At 42.3% G+C, this 24,064-nt stretch carries 17 protein-coding genes and 1 pseudogene; 17 read left to right on the top strand and 1 reads right to left on the bottom strand.

Annotated features, from left to right (window positions below; translation table 11 throughout):
• Positions 1–56: 56 nt before the first annotated feature.
• Positions 57–1,310 carry a sigma-54-dependent Fis family transcriptional regulator gene (locus tag HMPREF9073_RS04745; RefSeq protein WP_009412861.1) on the bottom strand — a complete coding sequence of 418 codons (1,254 nt, stop codon included), beginning with the start codon at positions 1,308–1,310 and terminating at the stop codon, positions 57–59.
• A 135-nt stretch (positions 1,311–1,445) separates the two neighbouring features.
• Between HMPREF9073_RS04745 and HMPREF9073_RS04740 the strand changes: the two genes are divergently transcribed.
• From HMPREF9073_RS04740 to HMPREF9073_RS04660, 17 genes and pseudogenes are all read left to right on the top strand, one after another.
• Positions 1,446–1,691, top strand: coding sequence for a FeoA family protein (locus HMPREF9073_RS04740; RefSeq protein ID WP_009412860.1), 246 nt, complete (start codon positions 1,446–1,448; stop codon positions 1,689–1,691).
• Positions 1,692–1,694: 3 nt separating this feature from the next.
• Positions 1,695–3,691 (top strand): annotated as a pseudogene (feoB, locus tag HMPREF9073_RS04735) (ferrous iron transport protein B).
• A gap of 144 nt (positions 3,692–3,835) precedes the next feature.
• Complete coding sequence (locus HMPREF9073_RS04730) at positions 3,836–4,588, top strand: patatin-like phospholipase family protein (protein WP_009412857.1); 753 nt, start codon at positions 3,836–3,838, stop codon at positions 4,586–4,588.
• 66 nt (positions 4,589–4,654) lie between these two features.
• Entirely contained in the window at positions 4,655–5,587 is a 933-nt protein-coding gene (locus HMPREF9073_RS04725) for a hypothetical protein (protein WP_009412856.1), read from the top strand.
• 383 nt (positions 5,588–5,970) lie between these two features.
• Entirely contained in the window at positions 5,971–7,254 is a 1,284-nt protein-coding gene (locus HMPREF9073_RS04720) for a citrate synthase (protein WP_009412855.1), read from the top strand.
• A 2-nt stretch (positions 7,255–7,256) separates the two neighbouring features.
• Positions 7,257–9,470 (top strand): NADP-dependent isocitrate dehydrogenase, encoded by a 2,214-nt coding sequence (locus HMPREF9073_RS04715; RefSeq protein ID WP_009412854.1) that lies wholly within the window; start codon positions 7,257–7,259, stop codon positions 9,468–9,470.
• Positions 9,471–9,484: 14 nt separating this feature from the next.
• Positions 9,485–11,755, top strand: a complete 2,271-nt coding sequence (locus HMPREF9073_RS04710) for an aconitate hydratase (RefSeq protein WP_009412853.1) — start codon at positions 9,485–9,487, stop codon at positions 11,753–11,755.
• Between the two features lie 213 nt (positions 11,756–11,968).
• Positions 11,969–12,991, top strand: a complete 1,023-nt coding sequence (gene pheS / locus HMPREF9073_RS04705) for a phenylalanine--tRNA ligase subunit alpha (protein WP_034555415.1) — start codon at positions 11,969–11,971, stop codon at positions 12,989–12,991.
• A 17-nt stretch (positions 12,992–13,008) separates the two neighbouring features.
• Positions 13,009–13,221: a hypothetical protein gene (locus tag HMPREF9073_RS04700; RefSeq protein ID WP_009412850.1), complete on the top strand. Its 213-nt coding sequence runs from the start codon at positions 13,009–13,011 to the stop codon at positions 13,219–13,221.
• Between the two features lies 1 nt (position 13,222).
• On the top strand, positions 13,223–13,507 hold the full coding sequence (locus HMPREF9073_RS04695) for a virulence protein (protein WP_009412849.1): 285 nt from the start codon (positions 13,223–13,225) through the stop codon (positions 13,505–13,507).
• Positions 13,497–14,450, top strand: coding sequence for an ABC transporter ATP-binding protein (locus HMPREF9073_RS04690; protein WP_009412848.1), 954 nt, complete (start codon positions 13,497–13,499; stop codon positions 14,448–14,450). Before HMPREF9073_RS04695 ends, HMPREF9073_RS04690 begins: the two co-directional genes overlap by 11 nt.
• A gap of 27 nt (positions 14,451–14,477) precedes the next feature.
• Positions 14,478–15,581 carry a beta-ketoacyl synthase N-terminal-like domain-containing protein gene (locus HMPREF9073_RS04685; RefSeq protein WP_009412847.1) on the top strand — a complete coding sequence of 368 codons (1,104 nt, stop codon included), beginning with the start codon at positions 14,478–14,480 and terminating at the stop codon, positions 15,579–15,581.
• Positions 15,582–15,710: 129 nt separating this feature from the next.
• On the top strand, positions 15,711–17,819 hold the full coding sequence (locus HMPREF9073_RS04680) for a glycoside hydrolase family 97 protein (RefSeq protein ID WP_009412846.1): 2,109 nt from the start codon (positions 15,711–15,713) through the stop codon (positions 17,817–17,819).
• A gap of 30 nt (positions 17,820–17,849) precedes the next feature.
• A complete protein-coding gene (locus tag HMPREF9073_RS04675) occupies positions 17,850–18,203 on the top strand; it encodes a four helix bundle protein (protein ID WP_009412845.1) in 354 nt (117 codons plus the stop codon).
• A gap of 70 nt (positions 18,204–18,273) precedes the next feature.
• Positions 18,274–21,207, top strand: a complete 2,934-nt coding sequence (locus tag HMPREF9073_RS04670; protein WP_009412844.1) for a TonB-dependent receptor — start codon at positions 18,274–18,276, stop codon at positions 21,205–21,207.
• Positions 21,208–21,219: 12 nt separating this feature from the next.
• A complete protein-coding gene (locus HMPREF9073_RS04665) occupies positions 21,220–22,842 on the top strand; it encodes a RagB/SusD family nutrient uptake outer membrane protein (protein WP_034555411.1) in 1,623 nt (540 codons plus the stop codon).
• A gap of 11 nt (positions 22,843–22,853) precedes the next feature.
• On the top strand, positions 22,854–23,897 hold the full coding sequence (locus HMPREF9073_RS04660) for a SusE domain-containing protein (RefSeq protein WP_009412842.1): 1,044 nt from the start codon (positions 22,854–22,856) through the stop codon (positions 23,895–23,897).
• Positions 23,898–24,064: the final 167 nt, after the last annotated feature.

The following is a 24,064-nucleotide window of genomic DNA, read 5'->3' as shown; positions in this document are numbered from 1 at the left end:
GATGGGGGAGGGGAGATAGTGCTGACTCCTGAAACCTGACCCCTGAGACCTGAGACCTAAATCATATTATACTGCTTCAGTTTTCTGTACAGAGTGCGTTCGGAAATTCCTAAAGCCTTAGCCGTTTCTTTGCGTTTGCCATCGTTGTGTTCTAACGATTTGCGTATCATCTCACGCTCTTGTTCTTGGAGTGAAAAACGCTCTTCTTCAGGAGCTTCCTCGTAGTCGTACACCACTTCGTGAGGTAGGATTTCTTTTTCGGCAGGTGTTACAGGTAAAAAAGCAAAAGAGGGAGGTGTAGGGTCGTTTTTGCGAGTGTCGTTGCCATAAATGCGATGGATGAGACCTTCGTTCTCTTGTTGTACTTGAGGTGAATTGCCGTGTTGTAGTAGCTCGAGAGTGAGTTTTTTCAGGTCGTTGAGGTCGTTTTTCATATCGAAAAGCACCTTGTAAAGCAGTTCGCGTTCGTTGCTAAAATCACTATCTGAACGGTTTTGGGCAGGGACTATTGAAGGTAAATTTGTTCCTTCGTCGGGCAGGTAAGAGCGCAAAAGACTTGCGGTGATGTCGCGGCGTTGTTCCAGCACTGAAATTTGTTCGGCTACATTGCGCAACTGGCGTATATTACCGCTCCAGCGGTAGTTTGTAAGCAATTGTACAGCATCTTCGCTGAGCCTTACGGGAGGCATTTTGTATTTTTCGGCAAAATCGGAAGCGAACTTGCGGAAGAGCAGATGGATATCCTCTTTGCGTTCGCGCAAGGGAGGTAAGTGTATTTCTATGGTGCTGAGTCGGTAATAGAGGTCTTCGCGGAAACGTCCTTTTTTGATAGCTTCTTGCATTTGCACATTGGTAGCAGCTACAATGCGCACATTGGTTTTCTGTACAACTGAAGACCCTACTTTGATGAACTCACCATTTTCGAGCACCCGCAAGAGGCGCACTTGAGTAGTGAGAGGCAGTTCGCCCACCTCGTCTAAGAAAATAGTACCGCCATCGGCTTCTTCAAAATAACCACTACGGGTAGCAGTTGCCCCTGTGAAAGCGCCTTTTTCGTGACCAAAGAGTTCAGAATCAATAGTGCCTTCGGGGATAGCCCCGCAGTTCACAGCGATATATTTGCCGTGTTTGCGCATTGAGAGCGAGTGAATGATACGAGGGATAGCCTCTTTTCCCACCCCACTTTCACCGGTGATGAGCACCGAAATATCGGTAGGGGCAACTTGTATAGCTTTTTCGAGCGCACGGTTGAGCTTTGGATCGTTGCCAATGATGCCAAAACGCTGTTTTATTGCTTGTGTATTTTCCACGTTTGTTACTTGAGAGTTTAGAGTTGCAAAGATATGAATAATTAACGAATTAGCAAATTTGTAAGTTTGCTAATTTGCTATTTAACAAATTATTATTACTTTTGCCGTCTAAAACAATTCTAAATAGCAATTACTATGGAAAAAGTACCTTCTCACCCTCATACCATTGCCGACCTTAAGAAAGGTGAAAAAGGGATTATTCAGCAGTTTGATTGTTGTAAGATACCTCTTAAACTCATTGAATTAGGCTGTTTTGTAGGCAGTGAAGTGGAGGTACTCCAAAAGGCGACTTTTGGCGACCCTATTTACATTCGTATGAATGATGCTTATCTTTCTATTAGAAAAGATATGGCAAAAACAATTCAATTAGCAGATTCATAAACATTGGCACATCTTAAAATCGCCCTTGTGGGCAACCCTAATACAGGAAAAACATCCCTTTTCAATGCGCTGACAGGCTTAAACCAAAAGGTGGGCAACTACCCTGGTATTACTGTAGAAAAGAAAATAGGGCATTGCAAACTCCCTAACAACCAGCAAGCTGAAATCATCGACTTGCCAGGTACCTATAGCCTCAACCCAAGTTCAGAAGACGAACAAGTGGCTGTAGAAACCCTCATCAACCGCCAAGGAGCATACTTCCCCGATGTGGTGGGGGTGGTGAGCGAGGTGAGCAACCTCAAGCAAAACTTGCTGCTCTTCACCCAAGTGAAAGACCTCCAGCTGCCTACCATTCTGGTTATCAATATGGCTGACCAGATGCAGCGCAAAGGCATTAGTATCGACCTCTCCAAATTAGAACAGTTGTTACACACTAAAGTCATCCTCACCAGCACCCGCAAAGGTGAGGGGCTTTTAGCATTGAAAGAAGCGATTACAAACTTCAAAGAATTGTCGGTTGCTCCTTGTGTGGATATGTCGCGTTTGGAGGCTATACCCTTTGGTACTTCGGAAAGTGAACAACGCCGTAAACAGCAGAAAGAGACTATTATCCGCTATCAGTTTATCAATGAAACTCTCAAAGAAACTTATGTGGTAGATCAGCACAAGGCGCAGACCCTGCGCGCTCATCTCGACCGTTTTCTCATTCACCCATTCTTTGGTTATGTGGTGTTTGCTGCCATACTATTGCTCATCTTCCAAGCCGTTTTCACTTGGTCGAGTTACCCAATGGACTGGATAGAGAACGAGTTTGGTATTTTAGGCGAATGGCTGGCTACCAAATTACCGGCCGGCGCACTTACTAATTTGCTCATCGATGGGGTACTCCCCGGAATAGCGGGTATCACTGTGTTTATCCCACAAATAGCCGTACTTTTCACCCTGATAGCTATTTTAGAAGAAAGCGGCTATATGAGTAGGGTAGTTTTTTTAATGGACAATGTGATGCGACGTTTTGGGCTTAGTGGCAAGAGTGTAGTGCCACTCATTTCGGGGGCTGCTTGTGCCGTGCCTGCCGTGATGATTGCCCGCAATATCGAGAGTTGGAAAGAACGCCTTATCACCATACTCGTTACTCCGTTTATGACCTGCTCGGCGCGTTACCCGTGTATCTCATCATCATCAATTTGGTAATCCCCGAAGGTGATTTTCTGTGGATTAGCTACAAGGCGTGGACGTTCTTTGCGATGTATTTCTTAGGCTTTGCAATGGCGTTACTTTCGGCTTTTATCTTAGATAAAGTGCTGAAAATGCAAAAGAACAGCAGTTTCTTTATTGCTGAAATTCCCGACTATAAAATTCCGCTACTGCGCAATGTATGTCTTACAGTATACGAGAAAACCAAAGGTTTTGTGATGGGAGCGGGTAAGTTTATTTTGGCAATTTCGGTATTGTTGTGGTTCTTAGGCTCTCACGGAATGGGCGAAAAATACAACAGCATTGAGGCTACCGCCGAACAATTGGCACAAACACACCAATGGACAGAAGAACAAAAAGCGAATTACATCCAAGCAGAAAGTTTAGAGTACTCGTTTTTAGGCTACATAGGCAAGGGGATAGAACCCGTATTTCGTCCGCTGGGTTACGATTGGAAGATAAGCATAGGGGTAGTAGCCTCATTTGCGGCTCGTGAGGTGTTTATCAGCACACTATCAACAGTTTATAGTTTAGGAAAAGACCTCGATACCGAGGCTGAAGAAGGAGAACGCACGATTTTAGCAAAAATGCGCTCGGAAGTACACCCCGATGGCACCCCCGTATATACTCTTGGCACAGGGATTTCACTATTGCTCTACTACGCTTTTGCGATGCAATGCCTTAGCACGGTTGCCGTGGTACGCAAAGAAACCAATAGCTGGAAATGGACAGCCCTACAGTTTTTGTTTATGACGGGCATTGCTTATATAAGTGCGATGCTGGCGTTTATATTAATTAGATAATCCTCTCCCGAGGAGAGGGGCAAGCTAAAAAGTGAGAGGAAGTAAAATTATAAAGGTAACACAATATAAAGAATAAATTCCCTTTTACGGATTTCCTCCTCCCTCCCTTTTGGGGAGGGGGAGAACGGAGGGGGTGAGGAACTTATGAAGTTAGGTTTAGTATTTTCAGGTGGTGGGGTGCGCGCTTTGGCACACGCCGGATTGCTCAAAGCCTTAGAAGAAAAAGGCTTGCGACCATCAATCATTTCAGGCACCAGTGGAGGTGCTCTCATTGGGGCACTTTATGCTTGTGGGGTAAAACCCGATGATATGGCGCAATTTTTCAAGGAAACACCTGTATTTAAATGGTCGATGCTCACTTTTAAGAAAGTAGGTTTGGTAGATAGCGCCAAATACACTAAATTCTTCGAAAAAGAATTTCAATACCACACTTTTGAAGAACTCCAACTGCCTTTAATCGTTACAGCTACCAATCTGTTGAATGGTAAAGTGCAGTATTTCAATCAAGGAGAACTTATACAGCCGCTAATAGCCTCAGCTGCTTTGCCACCCTATTTTTCACCCGTGAGAATAGGTGAAAGCCTCTATTGCGACGGCGGACTTTTAGATAACTTCCCGATAGAACCTATTAAAAAACAATGTGATAAAATCATTGGCAGCTTTGTAAACCCGTTGGAAACGATTACCGAAAAAGAGCTCAGCAACTCCTTTCAATTTATGCAACGCATCTACAACATCACAATGGACGGCAACTACAGTCGCAAATTCAAGAAATGTGATTTGCTATTGTTGCACAACCTCAGCAATATAGGGGTGCTGGATACCAAAATGATCGATCACGCTTTTGAATACGGTTATGAAATGGGAATAAAAAGATTAGCGGAGTTGAAAGATTAACAATTATTTAACAATTTTATTTCTCTAAAACTTGTACTTTTGCGGTCTAATTAAAAAAATGTATCAATGAAAAAAATCTTTATCGCCTTAATGGCAATGGTAGCTTTAGCCAGCTTTGGCAAAAGTGATGACAATGACGGAACAATCCAAGAAGGAGCATTCCCTAAAAAAATAACTGTAACTTATCCTAAAAACAATGAAAGTACAGTTATAGTGTATAATATTCAGAATGATAAAATATTATCATTTACTAAAACTGAATATAGTAATGGAGTACAAACAGGTACTACAGAGAATACAAAAATAGAATACAATGGTAATCTCATTAAACAAATAAAATCAGGAGAACCTTCTTCAGAGGATTATTCCATTATTGATTATCACTACGATGGACAAGGTCGTTTGGTGAGACAAACAATAGTAGAACCCAACGATGATGATGCAAAAACTGAAACCTATGAATATTCATACATAGGAGATCAACTCTCTAAAGAGGTTCATATTTATCCTTCAACAACTTATATTAATGGGCAGGAGAAAAAGATAAATCGCCACATAGAAAAAGTATTAGAGTACAATAGTAATATAATAACTGTAAATGAAATTAGTACTAGTCGTGATGGCAATGGAAATGTGGTAAGTGGTACAAGTACTCACACCAATACTATTGTCTATACCCTTTCCAATGGAAACTTAGTAAAAAAGGTGGAAAACCAAATAACAACTGAATATTTGTATGATACAAATACCAATCCAATGCCTTTAAACAAATTAAGTAAAACTACTGACCCTATCTACTTTTTGTCACCTAATATGAGTAAAAATAACTTGATAAAAACAGAAGAAACTCGTATAGATTATCAGGGAGTAGAAGTAAAAACAATTATTACTCAAGATCTTACTTATAATGAAAAAGGCTATCCTACGATGAATAAAAGGTATCGTCAAGAGGGTAATAATCCAAAAGAACTTAGTTCTATTACTGAATACGAGTATTAAGAATTTATATACTTATAAAAAGCGGCTTTTCAAAGCCGCTTTTTTTATTCTTTTCAAGAGCCAATTTTCCTCCTTTTTTTGCGAAATTCTCAATTTCTCCCTATCCAAATTATCAAATTAATAATACGACTCTTTCTTTTCTGTTATATCTTCAAAATTTTAACACTTTAACTGCTTTAAACATCTCATCTTTATATAACCTGCTGATTTTCAATAAAAATACGTTAAAGTTTTGTTAAACTATAAATTTCATTAGGTTGCTTTCAGTTGTTTTTTCTTATCTTTACCACGAAAAAAGTGATAAAATCGAAAATAGAGCTATAAAGTTTTATCTCTTTTTAACATTTAAGAAGCATTAAAAAACACTAAAAACAAATTGTACTATGGAAAACACAGCAAAATTGATTTTTGAAGGAAAAGAGTATGAATTTCCTATTGTAGTAGGGACTGAAAATGAAAAAGCAATCAACATTGAAAAATTGCGTGCCCTGACTGGATTGGTAACCTTAGATTCAGGTTACAAGAACACTGGTTCTTGCAAAAGCGCTATTACTTTCCTCGACGGTGAAAAAGGTATTTTGCGTTATCGTGGCTATAATATTGAAGAATTGGCTGCCAAAGCCGAGTTTCTCGAAGTAGCCTACCTCCTTATCTTTGGCGAACTTCCCACTGCCGAAGAGTATGACGATTTCAAAAAAACAATTCACAAGTACACCCTTGTTCACGAGGATATGCGCCATATTATGGACGGTTTCCCGCGCTCGGCTCACCCTATGGGGGTATTGGCATCGGCTACTAGTGCGCTCACCGCTTTCAACCCTGTGCCAGTGAATGTACATTGCCCCAAACACGTGTATCAAGCGGTCTGCAAAGCCATTGCTAAAGTAACCATTATAGCTTCTTGGGTATACCGCAAGCGCGAAGGTTTACCACTGAATTACTACGACAACAGCAAGGGCTATATTGAGAACATTTTGCGCCTCTTCTTTGAAATTCCTACTGAGGAATACAAAATCAACCCTACCATTGTGAGTGCCCTCAACAAGTTACTCATCCTCCACGGTGACCACGAACAGAACTGTTCTACTTCTACTGTACGTTTGGTAGGGTCTTCAGAGGCGGGTTTGTTTGCGAGTATTTCCTCTGGGGTTTCTGCCCTTTGGGGTCGTCTCCACGGCGGGGCAAACCAAGCGGTGATTGAGATGCTTGACGAAATTCACAAAGATGGAGGCGATGTAGATAAGTTCATCAACAAAGCAAAAGACAAAAACGACCCTTTCCGCCTGATGGGCTTTGGACACCGTGTGTACAAAAACTTCGACCCACGGGCTAAAATCATCAAAGTAGCTGCCGATGAGGTACTCAATGCTTTAGGCATTGACGACCCTATTCTCGGCATCGCTAAACATCTCGAAAAGGTAGCTTTGGAAGACGAGTACTTCAAATCGCGCAACCTCTACCCCAATGTCGATTTCTATTCAGGTATTATCTATAAAGCCTTGGGTATGCACTTAGAGATGTTCACCGTGCTCTTTGCTATTGGTCGTCTCCCTGGCTGGATTGCTCAATGGAAGGAAATGCGCCAAGGAGGAGAGCCTATCGGTCGTCCACGACAAATATACGTAGGTGCCACCGAAAGACCTTTTGTTGAATTGAATAAAAGATAAAAATGAAAAACATTATCTATACCATTACCGATGAGTCGCCTTATTTGGCAACGCATTCGCTATTGCCCATCATCAAACGCTTTTGCGCCTCTTCGGGTATCAACTTTGAAGCCAAAGATATCTCATTGGCAGGACGTATTTTAGCCTCTTTCCCCGATTTTCTCACAGAAGAACAACGGGTACCCGATGCCCTCAGCGAATTGGGGGCGTTGGCAACGCGTCCGGAAGCCAATATCATCAAGTTGCCTAACATCAGTGCTTCGGTACCCCAACTGAAAGCGGCTATTGCCGAACTGCAATCACAAGGCTATGCGCCCCCCGATTACCCTGAAAACCCTGCCGATGAAGCCGAAACAGCTATCAAACAGCGGTATGACAAGGTGAAAGGCAGTGCGGTGAACCCTGTGTTGCGCGAGGGTAATTCCGATAGGCGCGCACCTAAATCGGTGAAACAGTACGCGCAAACGCACCCGCATTCAATGGGCGCGTGGAGTGCTGAGAGTCTCACGGAAGTCGCTACGATGCAAGCGGGCGATTTCTATCACAACGAGCAATCGGTAACCCTCAAAAAAGCAGATGTGGTGCGTATAGAGTTGGTAAGCCCTAAACACGAAGTGCAGGTACTCAAAGCCGAACTTCCTTTGCAAGCGGGCGAAGTGATAGATGCTACTTTTATGAGCAAAGAAGCCCTTTGCAAATTCTATAAAAAAGCCTTTGCCGAAGCGAAAGACAAGGGCGTACTCCTCTCTTTGCACCTGAAAGCCACGATGATGAAGGTTTCTGATCCCATTCTCTTTGGCTATGCGGTTGAAACGTACTTTGCTAATTTGTTCCAAAAACACCCACGCGAACTGAAAGCCTTAGGGGTGAATGCACGTAACGGTCTTTCGGATATACTCGCCAAAATAGAACAATTGCCTGCTGAAGAACAAGAACCTTTAAAACACGACATCGAGGGAGCGCTTGCGCGAGCAGCAGCCTTGGCAATGGTGAATTCCGATAAGGGGATTACTAACCTGCATTTCCCTAATGATGTGATTGTAGATGCTTCTATGCCGGCAATGATTCGCAATGGGGGCAAGATGTGGAATGCTAAAGGCGAGGCTCAAGATACTTTGGCGGTACTGCCCGATAGTACTTATGCGCGTATCTACCAAGTGGTGATTGACTTCTGTAAGAAACACGGGGCGTTTAATCCTGCTACGATGGGAAGCGTTGCCAATGTGGGCTTAATGGCGCAAAAGGCTGAAGAATATGGCTCTCACGACAAGACTTTCGAAATCCCTTATAGCGGACGTGTACAGGTGGTAGGCACCAATGGTAAAGTGTACTTATCGCATAAAGTAGAAAAAGGCGATATCTGGCGTATGTGTACTGCGAAAGATGCTGCCATACAAGATTGGGTGAAATTAGCGGTAACACGCGCACGCCTCAGCAAAACACCAGCGGTCTTTTGGTTGGACGAGCACCGCGCTCACGATGCGCAACTCATCAAAAAAGTAAAACACTATTTGGCAACACTCGACACCGAGCGGGTAGATATCCGCATTATGTCGCCTGAAACGGCTATGCTCTTCTCCTTAGAGCGCACTCGCAAGGGCAAAGATACCATTTCGGTAACGGGCAATGTGTTGCGTGATTACCTCACCGACTTGTTTCCTATCTTAGAATTGGGCACCAGTGCCAAAGTGCTCTCTATCGTCCCCTTGATGAATGGTGGCGGACTCTTTGAAACGGGTGCAGGGGGCTCAGCACCTAAATTAGCCGAACAACTCTTTGCCGAAAATCACTTGCGCTGGGATTCCTTAGGAGAATTTCTCGCCTTAGGGGCTTCGTTAGAGCATTTTGCTCAAAAACACGAGAACCCCAAAGCCTTAATCTTAGCCCAAACGCTCGATGAGGCAACGAGTAAGCTGTTGAACAACGACAAATCGCCACAAGCCAAAGTAGGCACGCTCGACAATCGCGGAAGTCACTTTTATTTGGCACTCTACTGGGCTGAAGCCTTAGCAGCCCAAACTCAAGATAGCGCACTTGCCAAAGAGTTTGCTCCTATCGCCAAAGCCCTAAAAGACAACGAAACGACTATCGTGGAAGAGCTGACCCGCATACAAGGCACACCGGTAGATTTAGCAGGTTATTACCACCCTAATCCCACCAAAGTAGCCGAAGTTATGCAAGGAAGTAAAACCCTATTGTTAATTATTAATTCTTAATTGTTAATTGAATTATGGTTTTTGATATTGAAATGATAAAGAAAGTCTACGCCCAATTTCCTGAGCGCGTAGATAAAGCCCGCCAAGTGGTAGGACGACCCCTTACCCTTGCTGAAAAAATATTGTATACTCACTTGTGGGACGGCACTCGCTGGCGCGAGCTTGTAGCTCGTGCCTTTGTACGCGGTAAAGACTATGTAGATTTCGCCCCCGACCGTATCGCTTGTCAAGATGCGACCGCCCAAATGGCACTCTTGCAGTTTATGCAAGCGGGTAAAAGCAAAGTGGCTGTGCCTACCACGGTGCACTGCGACCACCTGATACAAGCCAAAATAGGTGCTGCAACCGACCTGAAAGTGGCTACTGAACAGTCTAAAGAAGTATTCGATTTCCTCTCTTCGGTATCCAATAAATATGGTATTGGTTTCTGGAAACCTGGCGCAGGGATTATTCACCAAATAGTCTTAGAAAACTACGCTTTCCCTGGCGGAATGATGATAGGCACCGATTCGCATACAGTGAACGCTGGCGGATTAGGAATGCTCGCCATTGGTGTAGGCGGTGCCGATGCCGTAGATGTGATGGCAGGAATGCCGTGGGAACTGAAATTCCCTAAGCTTATAGGCGTAAAACTCACGGGTAAACTCAGCGGGTGGACTGCCCCAAAAGATGTGATTCTTAAAGTCGCCGATATACTCACCGTAAAAGGGGGTACGGGCGCTATTGTGGAATACTTCGGCGAGGGTGCTAAATCGCTTTCGTGTACGGGGAAAGGAACTATATGTAATATGGGTGCCGAAATAGGGGCTACTACCTCTACTTTTGGCTATGATGGGGCGATGCGTCGCTATCTGCTTGCTACTGGGCGCGAAGAAGTAGCCCTCGCTGCCGATGCGATCGCTCCCTACCTCACCGCCGACCCCGAAGTATATGCTAACCCCGAAAAGTATTTCGACCAACTCATCGAGATAGACCTCTCTGCCTTAGAGCCTTATATCAACGGGCCTTTTACCCCCGATAGAGGTACTCCTGTATCCAAAATGAAGGAGGTAGCCCGTGCCAACGATTGGCCTCTCGAGGTGCAATGGGGGCTCATCGGTTCGTGTACTAACTCGTCTTACGAAGATCTCACCCGCGCGGTTTCGGTCGTAAAACAAGCCTTGGAAAAGAGAATTACCCCTAAAGCTTCCTTTGGTATCAACCCTGGCTCTGAACAAATACGCTATACTACCGAGCGCGACGGCATTATAGACATCTTCGAGCAGTTGGGCACCCGTGTGTTTACCAATGCTTGTGGCCCTTGTATCGGTCAGTGGGACAGAGAAGGCGCCGAAAAACAAGAGAAAAATACGATTGTCCATTCCTTCAACCGTAACTTCTCCAAACGTGCCGACGGCAACCCTAATACCCACGCTTTTGTTGCTTCACCCGAAATGGTAGCGGCTTTGGCTATTGCTGGTAGGTTAGACTTTAACCCTATCACTGATACCTTGCTTAACGACCAAGGTGAAGCGGTAAAACTCACCCCTCCTTATGGCGAAGAGTTGCCCTCTAAAGGTTTTGCAGTTGATGACCCTGGCTATCAGGCTCCTGCCGAAGATGGTAGCAATATCGAGGTAGTAGTATCGCCTACCTCCAACCGTTTGCAACTACTCACGCCTTTCGCTCCTTGGGACGGTGAGAATATCACAGGGGCTAAACTCCTCATCAAAGAGCAAGGCAAATGCACCACCGACCATATTTCGATGGCAGGGGCTTGGTTGCGTTTCCGTGGACATTTGGACAATATTTCCAACAATATGCTCATAGGGGCGGTAAATGCTTTCAACGGTAAAACTAACTCCGTGAAAAACCAACTTACTGGCGAATATGACGAAGTGCCTAAAGTACAACGCGCTTATAAAGCTGCGGGTATCCCTTCTATTATAGTAGGCGACCACAACTATGGCGAGGGCTCTTCACGCGAACACGCTGCTATGGAACCTCGTCATTTGGGCGTACGAGCGGTATTGGTAAAATCGTTTGCGCGCATTCACGAAACCAACCTTAAAAAACAAGGAATGCTCGCCCTCACCTTTGCCAATGAAGCTGATTACGATAAGATTCAAGAAGACGATGTGATCAACTTCCTCGACCTCACCGCCTTTGCGCCTGGCACTCCTTTACACTTAGAATTTGTACATAAAGATGGCAGTAAAGACGTGATTACCTGCAACCATACCTACAACGCTCAGCAAATAGGTTGGTTTAAAGCAGGAAGCGCCCTGAATAAATTAGCGAATTAGCAAATTTGGAATTAGTAAATATTATCGACTTTGCCAAAGGTCTCCGTCCGTACGGCTCACACCTTTGGCAAAGTTTTTTATATTCTAAATGCTACTTGCTAAATCTACACAAGAAATTTTCCGAAACTCAAAATTGTTACTTGTCACTTGCTAATTGTTAATTATTTTGTACTTTTGCCTCTCGAAAAAGACTAAATGAACCACTCCGCTTTTATGATGATTGATAAAATAAAAGAACACATCGCTAAAATTGAGGATTTTACAGCGAAAACTAAAGACGAACTCGAACAGTTCCGCATTCAGTACCTCGGTAAAAAAGGTGTCCTAAACGACTTTTTTGCTGCTTTCAAAGAAGTACCTAATGAAGAAAAAAAGACTTTTGGACAGGTAGTGAATGAACTCAAACAAAAAGCTGAAGCTAAAGTACAAGAATGGCGCGACCGTCTTGAAGAACGCAACGAGAGTAAAGGAGTATACGGCGATTTGAGCCGCCCTGCTACCCCAGCCCCCCTTGGCGCTCGCCATCCTATTTCTCTGGTGAAAAACGAAATCGTAAAAATCTTCGCGAATATTGGCTTTGATGTTTCCGATGGCCCCGAAATGGAAGATGATTGGCATAACTTCACTGCTCTCAATCTCCCCGAATACCACCCTGCACGCGATATGCAGGACACTTTCTTTATACAAACTAATCCCGATATCCTCTTGCGCACTCACACCAGCTCTGTACAGATACGTTATATGGAGAACCACCAGCCGCCTATCCGCACAATCTCCCCAGGGCGCGTGTTCCGCAACGAGGCTATCTCTGCTCGCTCTCACTGCTTGTTTCACCAAGTAGAAGGTTTGTATATCGATAAAAACGTATCTTTTGCCGACCTCAAACAAACACTGTTGTACTTCACTAAAGAAATGTTTGGCAAATCACGTATCCGCTTGCGCCCGTCCTACTTCCCTTTTACTGAACCCAGTGCCGAAGTAGATATCTATTGGGGGCTCAACAACGAGGTAGATTACCGCATCACCAAAGGAACCGGTTGGCTCGAAATTATGGGTTGTGGTATGACCGACCCTAATGTGCTTAAAAACTGCGGTATCGATAGCGAACAGTACAGCGGTTTTGCTTTTGGTATGGGCGTTGAGCGCATCGCAATGTTGCTCTACCAAATCGGTGACATCCGTATGTTCTACGAGAACGATGCCCGCTTCTTAGAACAATTCAAAAGCGCCCTTTAATACATAAAAATAGAAATATGACAACAGTGAATAAAAACATACATAAACCTATGTTTAAAGTAGGGGAGGAGGTACTCATAGCTCCACAAGTCACTAATGAAAAAGAATGGCTTAAAGGAATAGTAATAGATATTGAAGACAACCCTTTTGTAGGTTTTGTGATTACAGCCAAAACAAAAGAACTCGGCGAATTTTTTGATAAAGAATACTTGTTTAAAAAATTGAATTGAGATGTTTGCTATTACTTTTGATATGGTTATTTCCGATTTGGAAAAGTATTACGGTTCGCCTTATCACTCTGCTTATACTGAAATTCGTAAAGTATTGGCTGATTGTGGTTTTTATTGGATACAAGGAAGTGTGTATGTAACCAATGAAGAGAATTTATATGTAGTGACCAAAGCAATGAATGCCCTTGATGCTATTTCTTGGTTTAGAAAGTCTGTTAGAGATATCAGAGCTTTTGAAATTAAAAATTGGTCAGATTTTACCCAAATGTTTAAAATTGAAAAATAATTCACAAACATCGTCAATTGTCAATCGTCAATTGTCAATTGAAAACGTTTCTTTTGCCTACGATGGGCAACCCGAATTACTGAAAAACATCTCCTTTGAACTCTCACAAGGCGAACACCTTTCCTTGATGGGCGAAAGCGGCTGCGGTAAGAGTACCCTCCTCAAAGTTATCTACGGACTTGTAGACGTACAACAAGGCTCTGTTCTCTTTCACAACGAGCGCGTCTGGGGGCCTTCACGTCAGTTAGTCCCTGGTTTCAAAACGATGAAATACCTCGCTCAAGATTTTGGCTTAGGCCCCTATCACACTGTCGCTGAAAACGTAGGAAAGTTCATCTCCAATCTCGATTTAGTTTACAAAAAAGAACGTGTAATGGAGCTCCTCACCTTAGTAGGTATGGAGCGCTTTGCTCCCTTAAAAGCCCTAAACCTCAGTGGTGGCGAAAAACAACGTGTCGCATTGGCAATGGCATTAGCGCAAGAACCCCAATTGCTGTTGCTTGATGAGCCTTTTAGTCAGATAGATAATTTTAGAAAAAACGATTTGCAACGCACCCTTTTTGCTTATCTAAAAGAGCAGAATATCAGCTGTATTGTAGCAACTCACGACGGTAAAGATGCCCTTTCTTATTCCGATAAAACTGCGATAATGCGCAAAGGTGAATTGTTGTATTTCGGCAACACTCTCAACATCTACGCCCAAAATACCGATGCCTATACAGCTTCTCTCTTTGGCGAAGTAACTGCCTATCAAGGCAAACTCTTCAAGCCTCATCAAATAGCACTTGCTTCTCAACCCACTAATTGGCAGGTTTCTGTGCAACATAGCTATTTTCAAGGAGCTCACTATCTTATAGAAGCTACTACTCCCGAAACAAAAGTCTATTTCTATCACCCCGTCCCGCTTGCTAAAAACGCTACAGTTCATTTACAAATCAAATAGCCCGCGCGGATCGCACCAAATTGCCAAATGTATTTCCATCACTATAATATCGTTACTCCTTTAGGACTCGACCTCCCTACCACCGCTCATTTGGTGCTGAGAGAACAATCGGGCATCGCTCGTTATCCTATCTATGGGCAGCTCACTAATGTTTGTCTTTCTAAAATAGGCGATGGGGCTTTAGAGAGCAAGTACCAGCAACTCGTGGGGCGTGAAGGTTTTTCGCGATTGGAAAAAATGCTTCTTTTGGCAGTTGTTCCTATACTTCATCATATCAAAATTACCCCTCGCACCGCTCTAATTCTTTCCACGACCAAAGGCAATATTTCAGCACTTGCCAAAGGAAATCCTACTCCTTTACTTTCAACAACTGCCCAAAAAATCGCTACTGCAATAGGTATTACCACTACGCCTATTGTGTTATCTAATGCCTGTGTATCAGGAGCAATGGCGCTCTCAGTAGCCGATAGTCTGCTAAAAGCAGATAGTTATGATAGTGCTGTGGTATTAGCTGGCGATGAGATAAGCGAATTTGTACTTTCGGGCTTTCAGTCCTTTCAAGCGATGAGTGCTAAACCTTGCAAGCCTTACGACGCTACCCGCGATGGCATTACCTTGGGTGAAGCAACCGCCGCTGTATATGTGAGTAAAGAAGCGCAAGGTGCTAAAGCTCAACTCTTAGGAAGTAGTTCTATCAACGATGCCAATCATATTTCAGGGCCTTCACGCACCGGTGAAGGATTGTATTTGAGTGTGCAAAATGCCTTAGACGAAGCTAAACTACAGCCTCAACAAATCGATTTGATCAACGCTCACGGTACGGGTACTCTCTATAATGATGAGATGGAAAGTATTGCCTTTATGCGCGCCAATCTCCTCTCTGCTCCTCTCAATAGTTACAAAGGCTATTTTGGGCATACACTCGGTACTTCAGGGCTACTTGAAACCCTGCTTACTATAGAGTTAGCCCGTTATAAAACCCTTCTAAAAAGCCTCAATTTCGATACACTTGGCGTTTCTCATCCTATAAAAGTACTGAGAACAACCGAGTATAAAGAGGTGCATTACTTCCTCAAAACAGCCTCAGGCTTCGGAGGCAGCAACACCGCACTTGTAATTAAACAATTATAACCCCTTAATATATAATCATTAACATCTAAGTATTATTTTTTTTGTTAAAAAAAAGTGAATAAAAATTTGCGTATAAAGAAAATATTCGTAACTTTGAGCCCGATTTTAACACTATAAAGTAATAAAAAGATGAGAAAAATAATTTTGTTGATGAGCATTTTTGCTATCCATCTCTCTATGGCACAGCAACAAAGCTCTCCCGATGGCAGTGTGATACTCTCTTTTTCACTGAAAAGTGATGGAACTCCTTCGTATAAGGTGTCCTACAAAAATAAACCAGTGATAAACGAAAGTACTTTAGGCTTTACTCTTAAAAAAGCTGAACCTTTAACTAATAACTTTAAAGTAGTAGATACTAAAAAATCTACCTTTAAAGAAACGTGGAAACCCGTATGGGGGGAAGAAAGCGAAATTCTAAACCACTACAATGAACTTCTCGTGCAATTGCAACAAGAGAAAACCAACCGAAAAATGAATATTCGCTTTCGTGTGTATAATGAAGGTGTCGGATTCCGTTACGAATTCCCTTCTCAAAAAGAACTTACCTATTTTGTAGTAGAAGAAGAGCTCTCTCAGTTTGCGATGACGGGTGACCATACCGCTTGGTGGATTCCTGGGGACTACGATACCCAAGAATACGACTATACAGAAAGCAAACTCTCCGAAATTCGCGGACTGATGAAACAAGCCGTAACCGAGAACGTGTCTCAGTTCGCTTTTTCACCTACCGGCGTACAAACTTCTTTAATGATGAAAACCAAAGATGGCTTGTATATCAATCTTCACGAAGCTGCCTTGGTTGATTATTCCTTGATGAACCTCAATCTCGACGACAAAACTTTCACCTTCCAATCTTGGCTCACCCCCGACGCTCAAGGTGCCAAAGGTTACCTAATGGCGCCTTGCCACAGCCCTTGGCGCACGATTATGGTAAGCGACGATGCTCGTAAAATCTTAGCATCTCGCTTGATTCTCAACCTCAACGAACCTTGTGCTATTGCCGACACTTCTTGGATTAAACCTGTAAAATACGTGGGTGTTTGGTGGGAAATGATTACCGGTAAAAGCTCTTGGAGCTATACCAACGACCTCCCTACAGTAGACCTTAATACCGTAGATTACACCAAAACTAAACCTAACGGTACTCACGGAGCTACCAACGAGAACGTGCGCAAATACATCGATTTTGCAGCTAAACACGGCTTCGACCAAGTGCTTGTAGAAGGTTGGAATATAGGTTGGGAAGACTGGTTCGGTCACAAAAAAGACTATGTGTTCGACTTTGTAACTCCTTATCCCGACTTCGACCTCAAAGCGCTCAACGACTACGCGCACTCTAAAGGCGTGAAACTGATGATGCACCACGAAACTTCTGGCTCTACTCGCAACTACGAGCGCCACATCAAAGCCGCTTACGAGTTGATGAATAAATACGGCTACAACTCAGTGAAAACTGGGTATGTAGGCGATATTCTCCCTGTGGGTGAACACCACTATAGCCAATCGACTATCAATCATTACCTCTATGTGATTAAAGAAGCAGCCAAACACAAAATAATGGTGAATGCGCACGAAGCCGTACGCCCTACTGGTCTCTGCCGTACTTACCCAAATATGATAGGTAACGAATCTGCTCGCGGTACTGAGTACGAGGCTTTTGGAGGTAATAAAGTATTCCACACCACTATCTTGCCTTTCACTCGTTTGCAAGGGGGACCTATGGACTACACCCCTGGTATCTTCGAAACTGAGGTGAAAAACGTAAATCCTAATAACACCAGTCAGGTACACACTACTTTGGCACGCCAATTAGCGTTGTATGTAACGATGTACAGTCCGCTACAAATGGCAGCCGACTTGCCAGAGAACTACGAAAAGTATATGGATGCCTTCCAATTCATCAAAGATGTACCCGTAGATTGGCAAAAAAGCGTATATCTCGAAGCTGAACCTGGTCGTTATATCACCATTGCGCGTAAAGATAAACACAGCAACAATTGGTATGTAGGTTGCACCGCTCACGAAGGCGGACATACTTCAGAACTCTTGCTCAACTTCCTCGACAAAGGTAAGAAGTATGAGGCTACCATCTATGCCGATGCTAAAGATGCCAACTGGAAAACCAATCCTAAGGCATACACCATCACCAAACAAAAAGTAAATGCTAAAACCAAATTAAAACTCACTGCTGCTCAAGGCGGTGGTTATGCTATACAAATTAGAGAATTAGCAAATTAGCAAAATTAGAAAATTAATCAATGATTGTTTATGCAAAAGCCTAATGTGATTTTAGAAAAGACTTTTCAGTTTTCTCTTAGAATTGTTGAGCTTTGTAATGTTTTGGAGGAGAATAGAAAATATGCTATTGCGAACCAATTATTAAGGTCTGGCACTTCTATAGGAGCTAATGTGAGAGAGGCTCAGAATGCAGAAAGTCAGCAGGACTTTATCCATAAGTTTAAAATTGCAGCTAAGGAAGCCGAAGAAACAATGTATTGGTTAGATATATGTTTATATTCAAGTGATTATCCTGATACTCAAGTAGAAAAACAGGAATTGTTGAATATTATGTATATAATAAATAGTATTATAGGAACAATGAAAAGAAAATTAGTGAATTAGTGAATTACAAATAAATGGTATAGAAATTTGCTAATTTTCAAATTTTCAAATTTTCAAATTAGAAAAGCGTATGAAAGTAAAAATGAACAAACTACTTTATGCAGTAATGTTTTTCTTGTGTGTAGCTTTCGGTTACGCACAGCAAATCACTGTAAAAGGAACAGTGAAAGATGGCGCTGGCGAACCCCTAATGGGCGCTAGTGTGCTCGTGAAAGGTACCTCTCACGGTACTGCCGCCGATTTCGACGGTAAATTCGAACTAAAAGTCGACAAAGGTGCTACCCTTGTCTTCTCATCTGTAGGCTTCAAATCCCAAGAAGTCGCCGCTAAAGCAGTGATGAACATCACCCTCCAAGAAGATGTACAACAACTCGGTGATGTAGTGGTTATCGGGTATGGAGCTGTAAGAAAAAAGGACTTAACAGGTTCTGTAAACTTGGTGAGCGATAAGGACTTTAACAAAGCTCCTGCCGTAAATGCCGACCAGCTTATCCAAGGTAAAATAGCTGGGGTACAGATGGCTTCTACTGGTGGAGCTCCTGGTGAAGGACAAGTTATTCGTATCCGTGGTAATGGGTCTTTGTCCTTAACTTCTAACCCGCTAATTGTAATCGACGGTGTGCCAATGAACGATGGCGGCGTGGGCGGTTCTCGTAGTATCTTCAACTCTATCAACCCTGAAGATATCGAAAGTATGACTGTATTGAAAGACGCATCCTCTACCGCTATCTTCGGTTCTCGTGCTGCCAATGGGGTGATTATGATTACCACCAAAAAAGGAAAAGCAAACCAAGAAATGAAGATTAGCTTCAACACCAGCATCGCACTACAAGATGTAAACAAATATGTTGATGTGATGAGTGCCGATCAATACCGCCAAACTGTAAAAGGATTGAATATCCCTGCTGCCGAAGCGCTCTTGGGCAATGCTAATACCAATTGGCAAAAAGAAATCTACCAAGTAGCCCCTATGAGTAATAGTACTTTAGTGCTCTCTGGCGCCTACAAAACTTTGCCTTATCGTGTATCAATAGGGCATTCGTATGCCGATGGGGTGTTGCGTACCGATAACTTCAAACGTACCAATGCTAAAATTAGCTTGAACCCTACTTTCTTTGATAAATCATTGAAATTAGAATTGAATGCCAATGGTACTTATATGCAAAACCGTTTTGCCGAAAAAGGAGCTATAAGTTCAGCGGTTCTCTATGACCCTACCCAATCAGTGTTTGGAGGTCCCGCTAAATACGGTGGATACCACGCTTGGATTGACCCAGCTACACAAAATCGTTCTAACTTAGCTGCAACCAATCCTATGGCGTTATTGAACTTTACCGACGATAGTTCTAAAGTGTTTCGCTTTATTGGTAATGTAAAAGTTGATTATACTTTACCTTTCTTTAAAGATATTACCGCTACCGTGAATGCTGGTTTAGACTACAGTAATGGTAAAGGCGATAAAATTATCGACCGCCGTATGCCTACTGCCACTACTGGTTTTGCAGGAAGTACTAATACCTATGATAATAAAGCAACTAATAAGTTGTTTGATGCTTATGTAAACTATATGAAGGACATCAAAGATACACATAGTATTGGGCTAATGGTAGGACACTCTTATCAATCTTTTGAATTTGACGATAATAGTACTCAAAACGATTACTTTGTAAACCCTGGCGATAACAAAATTGTACCTAATATCAACAAAAGTAAAAACGTGTTAATGTCATTCTTTGGTCGTGCAAACTATAGCTATAAAGATCGTTACCTCCTTACCGCTACCCTCCGTGCCGATGCTTCTTCTAAACTAAACCCAGACGACCGTTGGGGCTACTTCCCTTCAGTTGCCTTGGCTTGGAATGTGAGCAACGAAAAATTCCTTAAAGACAACAAAACCCTTAACGAACTCAAATTGCGTTTTGGTTATGGTGAAGTAGGGAACGTAAATGGTTTGGGCGACTACCTATTCCTTACCAATTACACCCGTAGCCAAGATGGCGCTTCTTACCAATTTGGTGATAGATTCTATCAAACTTACCGCCCTGGGGTAACTAACAAAAACCTACGTTGGGAAGTGGGGAATACCCTCAATGCTGGTATTGATTTTGGATTGTTAGACAACCTCATCACAGGTACCCTCGATGTCTATCGCAAACAAACTAAAGACCTAATTGCCGAAACCACAATCGACCCTTTCACCAACTTCAAAAACCGTGTAAATGCCAATATAGGTGATATGGAAAACAAAGGGGTTGAGTTTGGATTAACAGTAAATCCTATTCGCAATACCGAAAAAAATATCCGTTGGAGCTTTAACTACAATATCTCTTATAACGATAATAAGATTACCCGTATGCCCGACGATCAACCTACAGGAGGTATAGAAGGTGGTACAGGTAACCGTGTACAATTACACCGACAAGGAGAAACCCCTTATTCTTTTTATGTTTATCAACAAGTGTATGATGCACAAGGTAAACCTATCGAAAATACTTTTGTTGATAGAAACGGCAATGGCAAAATTGACGAAGGTGACCGCTACTTGTACAAATCACCTTTTGCCCCTATAACTATGGGATTTGGTACCGATTTGAACTACAAGAATTGGGATTTGAACATCACTACTCGTGCAAACATCGGCAATTATGCGTATAATAACACTCAATCTCGTTTAGATCAGCTTGGTGAAATTACAGCTAATAGTGGCTTTATTGTTAATATTAAAGCAAATCAGGCAGATGCTAATTTCCAACGCCATAACGACCAAGCGTGGTTAAGTGATTACTATATTGAAAACGCTTCATTCTTCAAGTTAGACAATATCACCTTAGGTTACACCTTCCCTCATACCGATAAAATGTACGTCCGCCTCTATGGTACTGTACAAAATGTATTGACTATTACTAAGTACAGCGGTTTAGACCCTGAAGTGTTTGGCGGTATTGATAACAACTTTTATCCTCGCCCTCAAACTTACTTGTTGGGCTTGAATCTTAACTTTTAATGTATGCAAAGTATGAAAAAATATATCAAACATAGTATTTTAGGACTTGCGATGGCTTTTTCGCTTAGTGCCTGCCTAAAGGACTTAGACCAAGAACCTATTGACCCCGATAGCTTCACTGAAAAAGATGTGTTCAAAAACGCTACCGAAGCTAAAAGTGCCTTAGCTAAAATTTATGCCTCAATGGCTGTTACAGGACAAAAGGGGCCTTCTGGAGATGGTGACCTTGCTAATGCAGACGAAAGCTCAACTCAGTTCACCCGTGCACAGTTTTATTTACAAGAGTCAAGTACCGATGAAGCTATCATTCGTTGGGCTGATGCGGGGGTACCCGATTTCCACAATATGAGTTGGACTCCTTCTAACGCTTTCACTAATGGTTATTACAACCGTTTAGGGCAACAAATCGCTTTTACCAACTCGTTTATCGATAACGCTAAAGACTTAGCTTCCGACCCCGAAGTGGCTTATTTTATTGCCGAAGCGCGCTTTATCCGTGCTTATGCTTACTATAATGTTATTGATGCTTTTGGAAAAGCTCCTTTGATTACCTCATCAAAAGCTGATTTAAAACCTGCTCAAAACTCTCGTGCCGAACTCTTTAACTTCGTCGAAAGTGAGCTAAAAGATTTAGAGGGAAAACTTAAACCTGCTCGTACCAATGAATACGGACGTGTAGATCAAGTCGCCGCTCAAGCTCTTTTGTCTCGTTTGTACCTCAATGCCAAAGTGTATATAGGTCAAGATAAATACACCGATTGTATTACCTATGCTAAAAAGGTAATCGCCTCTTCCTATAGATTAAACACTACCGATGCCAATAACAATGGTACCGCTTATGATGAGTTGTTCTTAGCCGACAACAATAGTAATGGCGCTCAAAACGAATTTATTCTCGTCGTAAATTTTGATGGTTTGAACACCAAAACTCACGGAGGAACCTCTTTTATTACTCACGCAGCTACAGGAGGAGATATGAATCCTAACTTAATTGGTATTAATGGTGGATGGCAAGGTATTACAGTTACTAAAGAGTTTGTCGATAAATTTGATGCTTCTGCACGCAATGGTAATAACGAACCTACCGCTTGGAATGACAAACGCGCTATGTTCCATACCGGCGGACAAACCTATGAGAATACTAATATAAAAGAGTTTAAAACGGCTGGTTATGCAGTTACTAAGTTCAGAAATATTACCTCTACAGGTGCTGTAGGTAAAGACCCTGCTAAGGACTTCCCTGATACCGATTTACCGCTCATCCGTTTAGCCGAAGTTTATCTTACTTATGCTGAAGCCGTACTACGCGGTGGCGCAGGTGGTGATAGAGCTACTGCCTTAGATTATATCAACCAATTGCGCACTCGTGCTTATGGTAATGCCTCTGGCAACATAACCAATAGCGACCTTACCTTAGATTTTATCTTAGACGAACGCGCTCGCGAACTCTATTGGGAAGGATTGCGCCGTACCGACCTCATCCGTTACAATAAATTTACTACCGCCGATTATCTTTGGTCTCTCAAAGGTGGTGCCGCTTCCGGGGTAGCAGTGCCCGATTATAGAAACTTATATCCTATCCCTCAAGATGCGCTCACTGCTAATGAAAACCTTAGACAAAACACTGGATACTAAAAAAGAATACTATGAAAAATATATTTAAATCTATATTATTATGTTCAGGACTTACCTTGTTCGTAGCTTGTGAAAAAGACGAGGACAAGGTAACAATGAGTGCTAATGCTCAAGTAGAGTCTACGCTATCAACTAATACAATAGTGTTAGATAAAACACAATCAAACACTACTGTCCTTACCGTAAGTTGGGAAGAAAAAGATTTTAATGTAGCTGTAGCTCCTACCTATACAGTCAATTTAGAATATGGAGGTAAAGTGAAACCTATCTCTGTGAAACAGTCTCCTTTAACCTTCACTACTAAAGAATTGAACGACTATCTTCTTGGTTTAAAAGTCCCTGCAGGTACAGCTACTAACGTAACAGTGTATGTAAAAGCTGCCCTTAGTGACCAACGTAGTATTGTTTCAAAAAAGAATACTCTGAATGTAACTCCTTTCCTTGATGAAATCAAACCAAGCGAATGGGGAATAGCAGGTAGTGGTGCTAATGGTTGGGAAGAAGACCAAGATAAAGATATCAAAATGTGGAATGCCGCCGATGGTACTTTGGTAGCTTATGCAACATTAACCAATGGTGAAATCAAATTCCGCAAGAACAATAAGTGGAATGAAAATCTTGGTAAAAAAGCGGGTACTCAAAAAGAACTTACTTCAAGTGGTGATAATATAACAGTAACCGCTGGTACTTACAAAATCACTCTTAACCTTAGTAATTCTACTTATAATATCGAAACTTATTCTTGGGGTATTGTAGGCGACTTAAATAATTGGGGTAATAGTGGTCTTCCTGATATTAAAATGACTTATGAAGGTGGTACTAACTCTTGGGTTGCTAAAAATGTAGTTATAGCAACTGAAGGAAGTATTAAATTCCGTTTAAATAGTGATTGGGGTACTAACTTTGGTGCTGATAGCACTGCTGACCCCGCTACCGACCTCGAAGGAAATGTTACCTCTGGAGGTAAAAATATCAAAGTAGCCGCTGGTACTTATAACGTATCTTTCTCATTCGATGCAACTAACAAAGGTACTTACAAAATAGAAAAAAAATAATCCATTTAAAAGAGTACCTAAAAGTTTCAAAATTGCCTTTACGGCGCTAAACTTTGCCAAAGCCTAAAACTTTGGCAAAGTTTATTATATTGATAATCAACATTTCTCTGAGTTCCTCCAAGTCTCAAAAAATAATTAACGTCAGTTCGATATAACAGAACATTGAT

Origin of the sequence: Capnocytophaga sp. oral taxon 326 str. F0382 (genome assembly GCF_000318295.1) — a bacterium.
Lineage (GTDB): Bacteria > Bacteroidota > Bacteroidia > Flavobacteriales > Flavobacteriaceae > Capnocytophaga > Capnocytophaga periodontitidis.
Note: the sequence above shows the minus strand (reverse complement) of the source record. Positions and strands in the feature narration are given on the sequence as shown.

Coding starts and splice junctions, on each gene's coding strand:
- HMPREF9073_RS04740 (WP_009412860.1), top strand. CDS start 1,446: ATGGAAAAAGTACCTTCTCACCCTCATACCATTGCCGACCTTAAGAAA.
- HMPREF9073_RS04730 (WP_009412857.1), top strand. CDS start 3,836: ATGAAGTTAGGTTTAGTATTTTCAGGTGGTGGGGTGCGCGCTTTGGCA.
- HMPREF9073_RS04725 (WP_009412856.1), top strand. CDS start 4,655: ATGAAAAAAATCTTTATCGCCTTAATGGCAATGGTAGCTTTAGCCAGC.
- HMPREF9073_RS04720 (WP_009412855.1), top strand. CDS start 5,971: ATGGAAAACACAGCAAAATTGATTTTTGAAGGAAAAGAGTATGAATTT.
- HMPREF9073_RS04715 (WP_009412854.1), top strand. CDS start 7,257: ATGAAAAACATTATCTATACCATTACCGATGAGTCGCCTTATTTGGCA.
- HMPREF9073_RS04710 (WP_009412853.1), top strand. CDS start 9,485: ATGGTTTTTGATATTGAAATGATAAAGAAAGTCTACGCCCAATTTCCT.
- pheS (WP_034555415.1), top strand. CDS start 11,969: ATGATGATTGATAAAATAAAAGAACACATCGCTAAAATTGAGGATTTT.
- HMPREF9073_RS04700 (WP_009412850.1), top strand. CDS start 13,009: ATGACAACAGTGAATAAAAACATACATAAACCTATGTTTAAAGTAGGG.
- HMPREF9073_RS04695 (WP_009412849.1), top strand. CDS start 13,223: ATGTTTGCTATTACTTTTGATATGGTTATTTCCGATTTGGAAAAGTAT.
- HMPREF9073_RS04685 (WP_009412847.1), top strand. CDS start 14,478: ATGTATTTCCATCACTATAATATCGTTACTCCTTTAGGACTCGACCTC.
- HMPREF9073_RS04680 (WP_009412846.1), top strand. CDS start 15,711: ATGAGAAAAATAATTTTGTTGATGAGCATTTTTGCTATCCATCTCTCT.
- HMPREF9073_RS04675 (WP_009412845.1), top strand. CDS start 17,850: ATGCAAAAGCCTAATGTGATTTTAGAAAAGACTTTTCAGTTTTCTCTT.
- HMPREF9073_RS04670 (WP_009412844.1), top strand. CDS start 18,274: ATGAAAGTAAAAATGAACAAACTACTTTATGCAGTAATGTTTTTCTTG.
- HMPREF9073_RS04665 (WP_034555411.1), top strand. CDS start 21,220: ATGAAAAAATATATCAAACATAGTATTTTAGGACTTGCGATGGCTTTT.
- HMPREF9073_RS04660 (WP_009412842.1), top strand. CDS start 22,854: ATGAAAAATATATTTAAATCTATATTATTATGTTCAGGACTTACCTTG.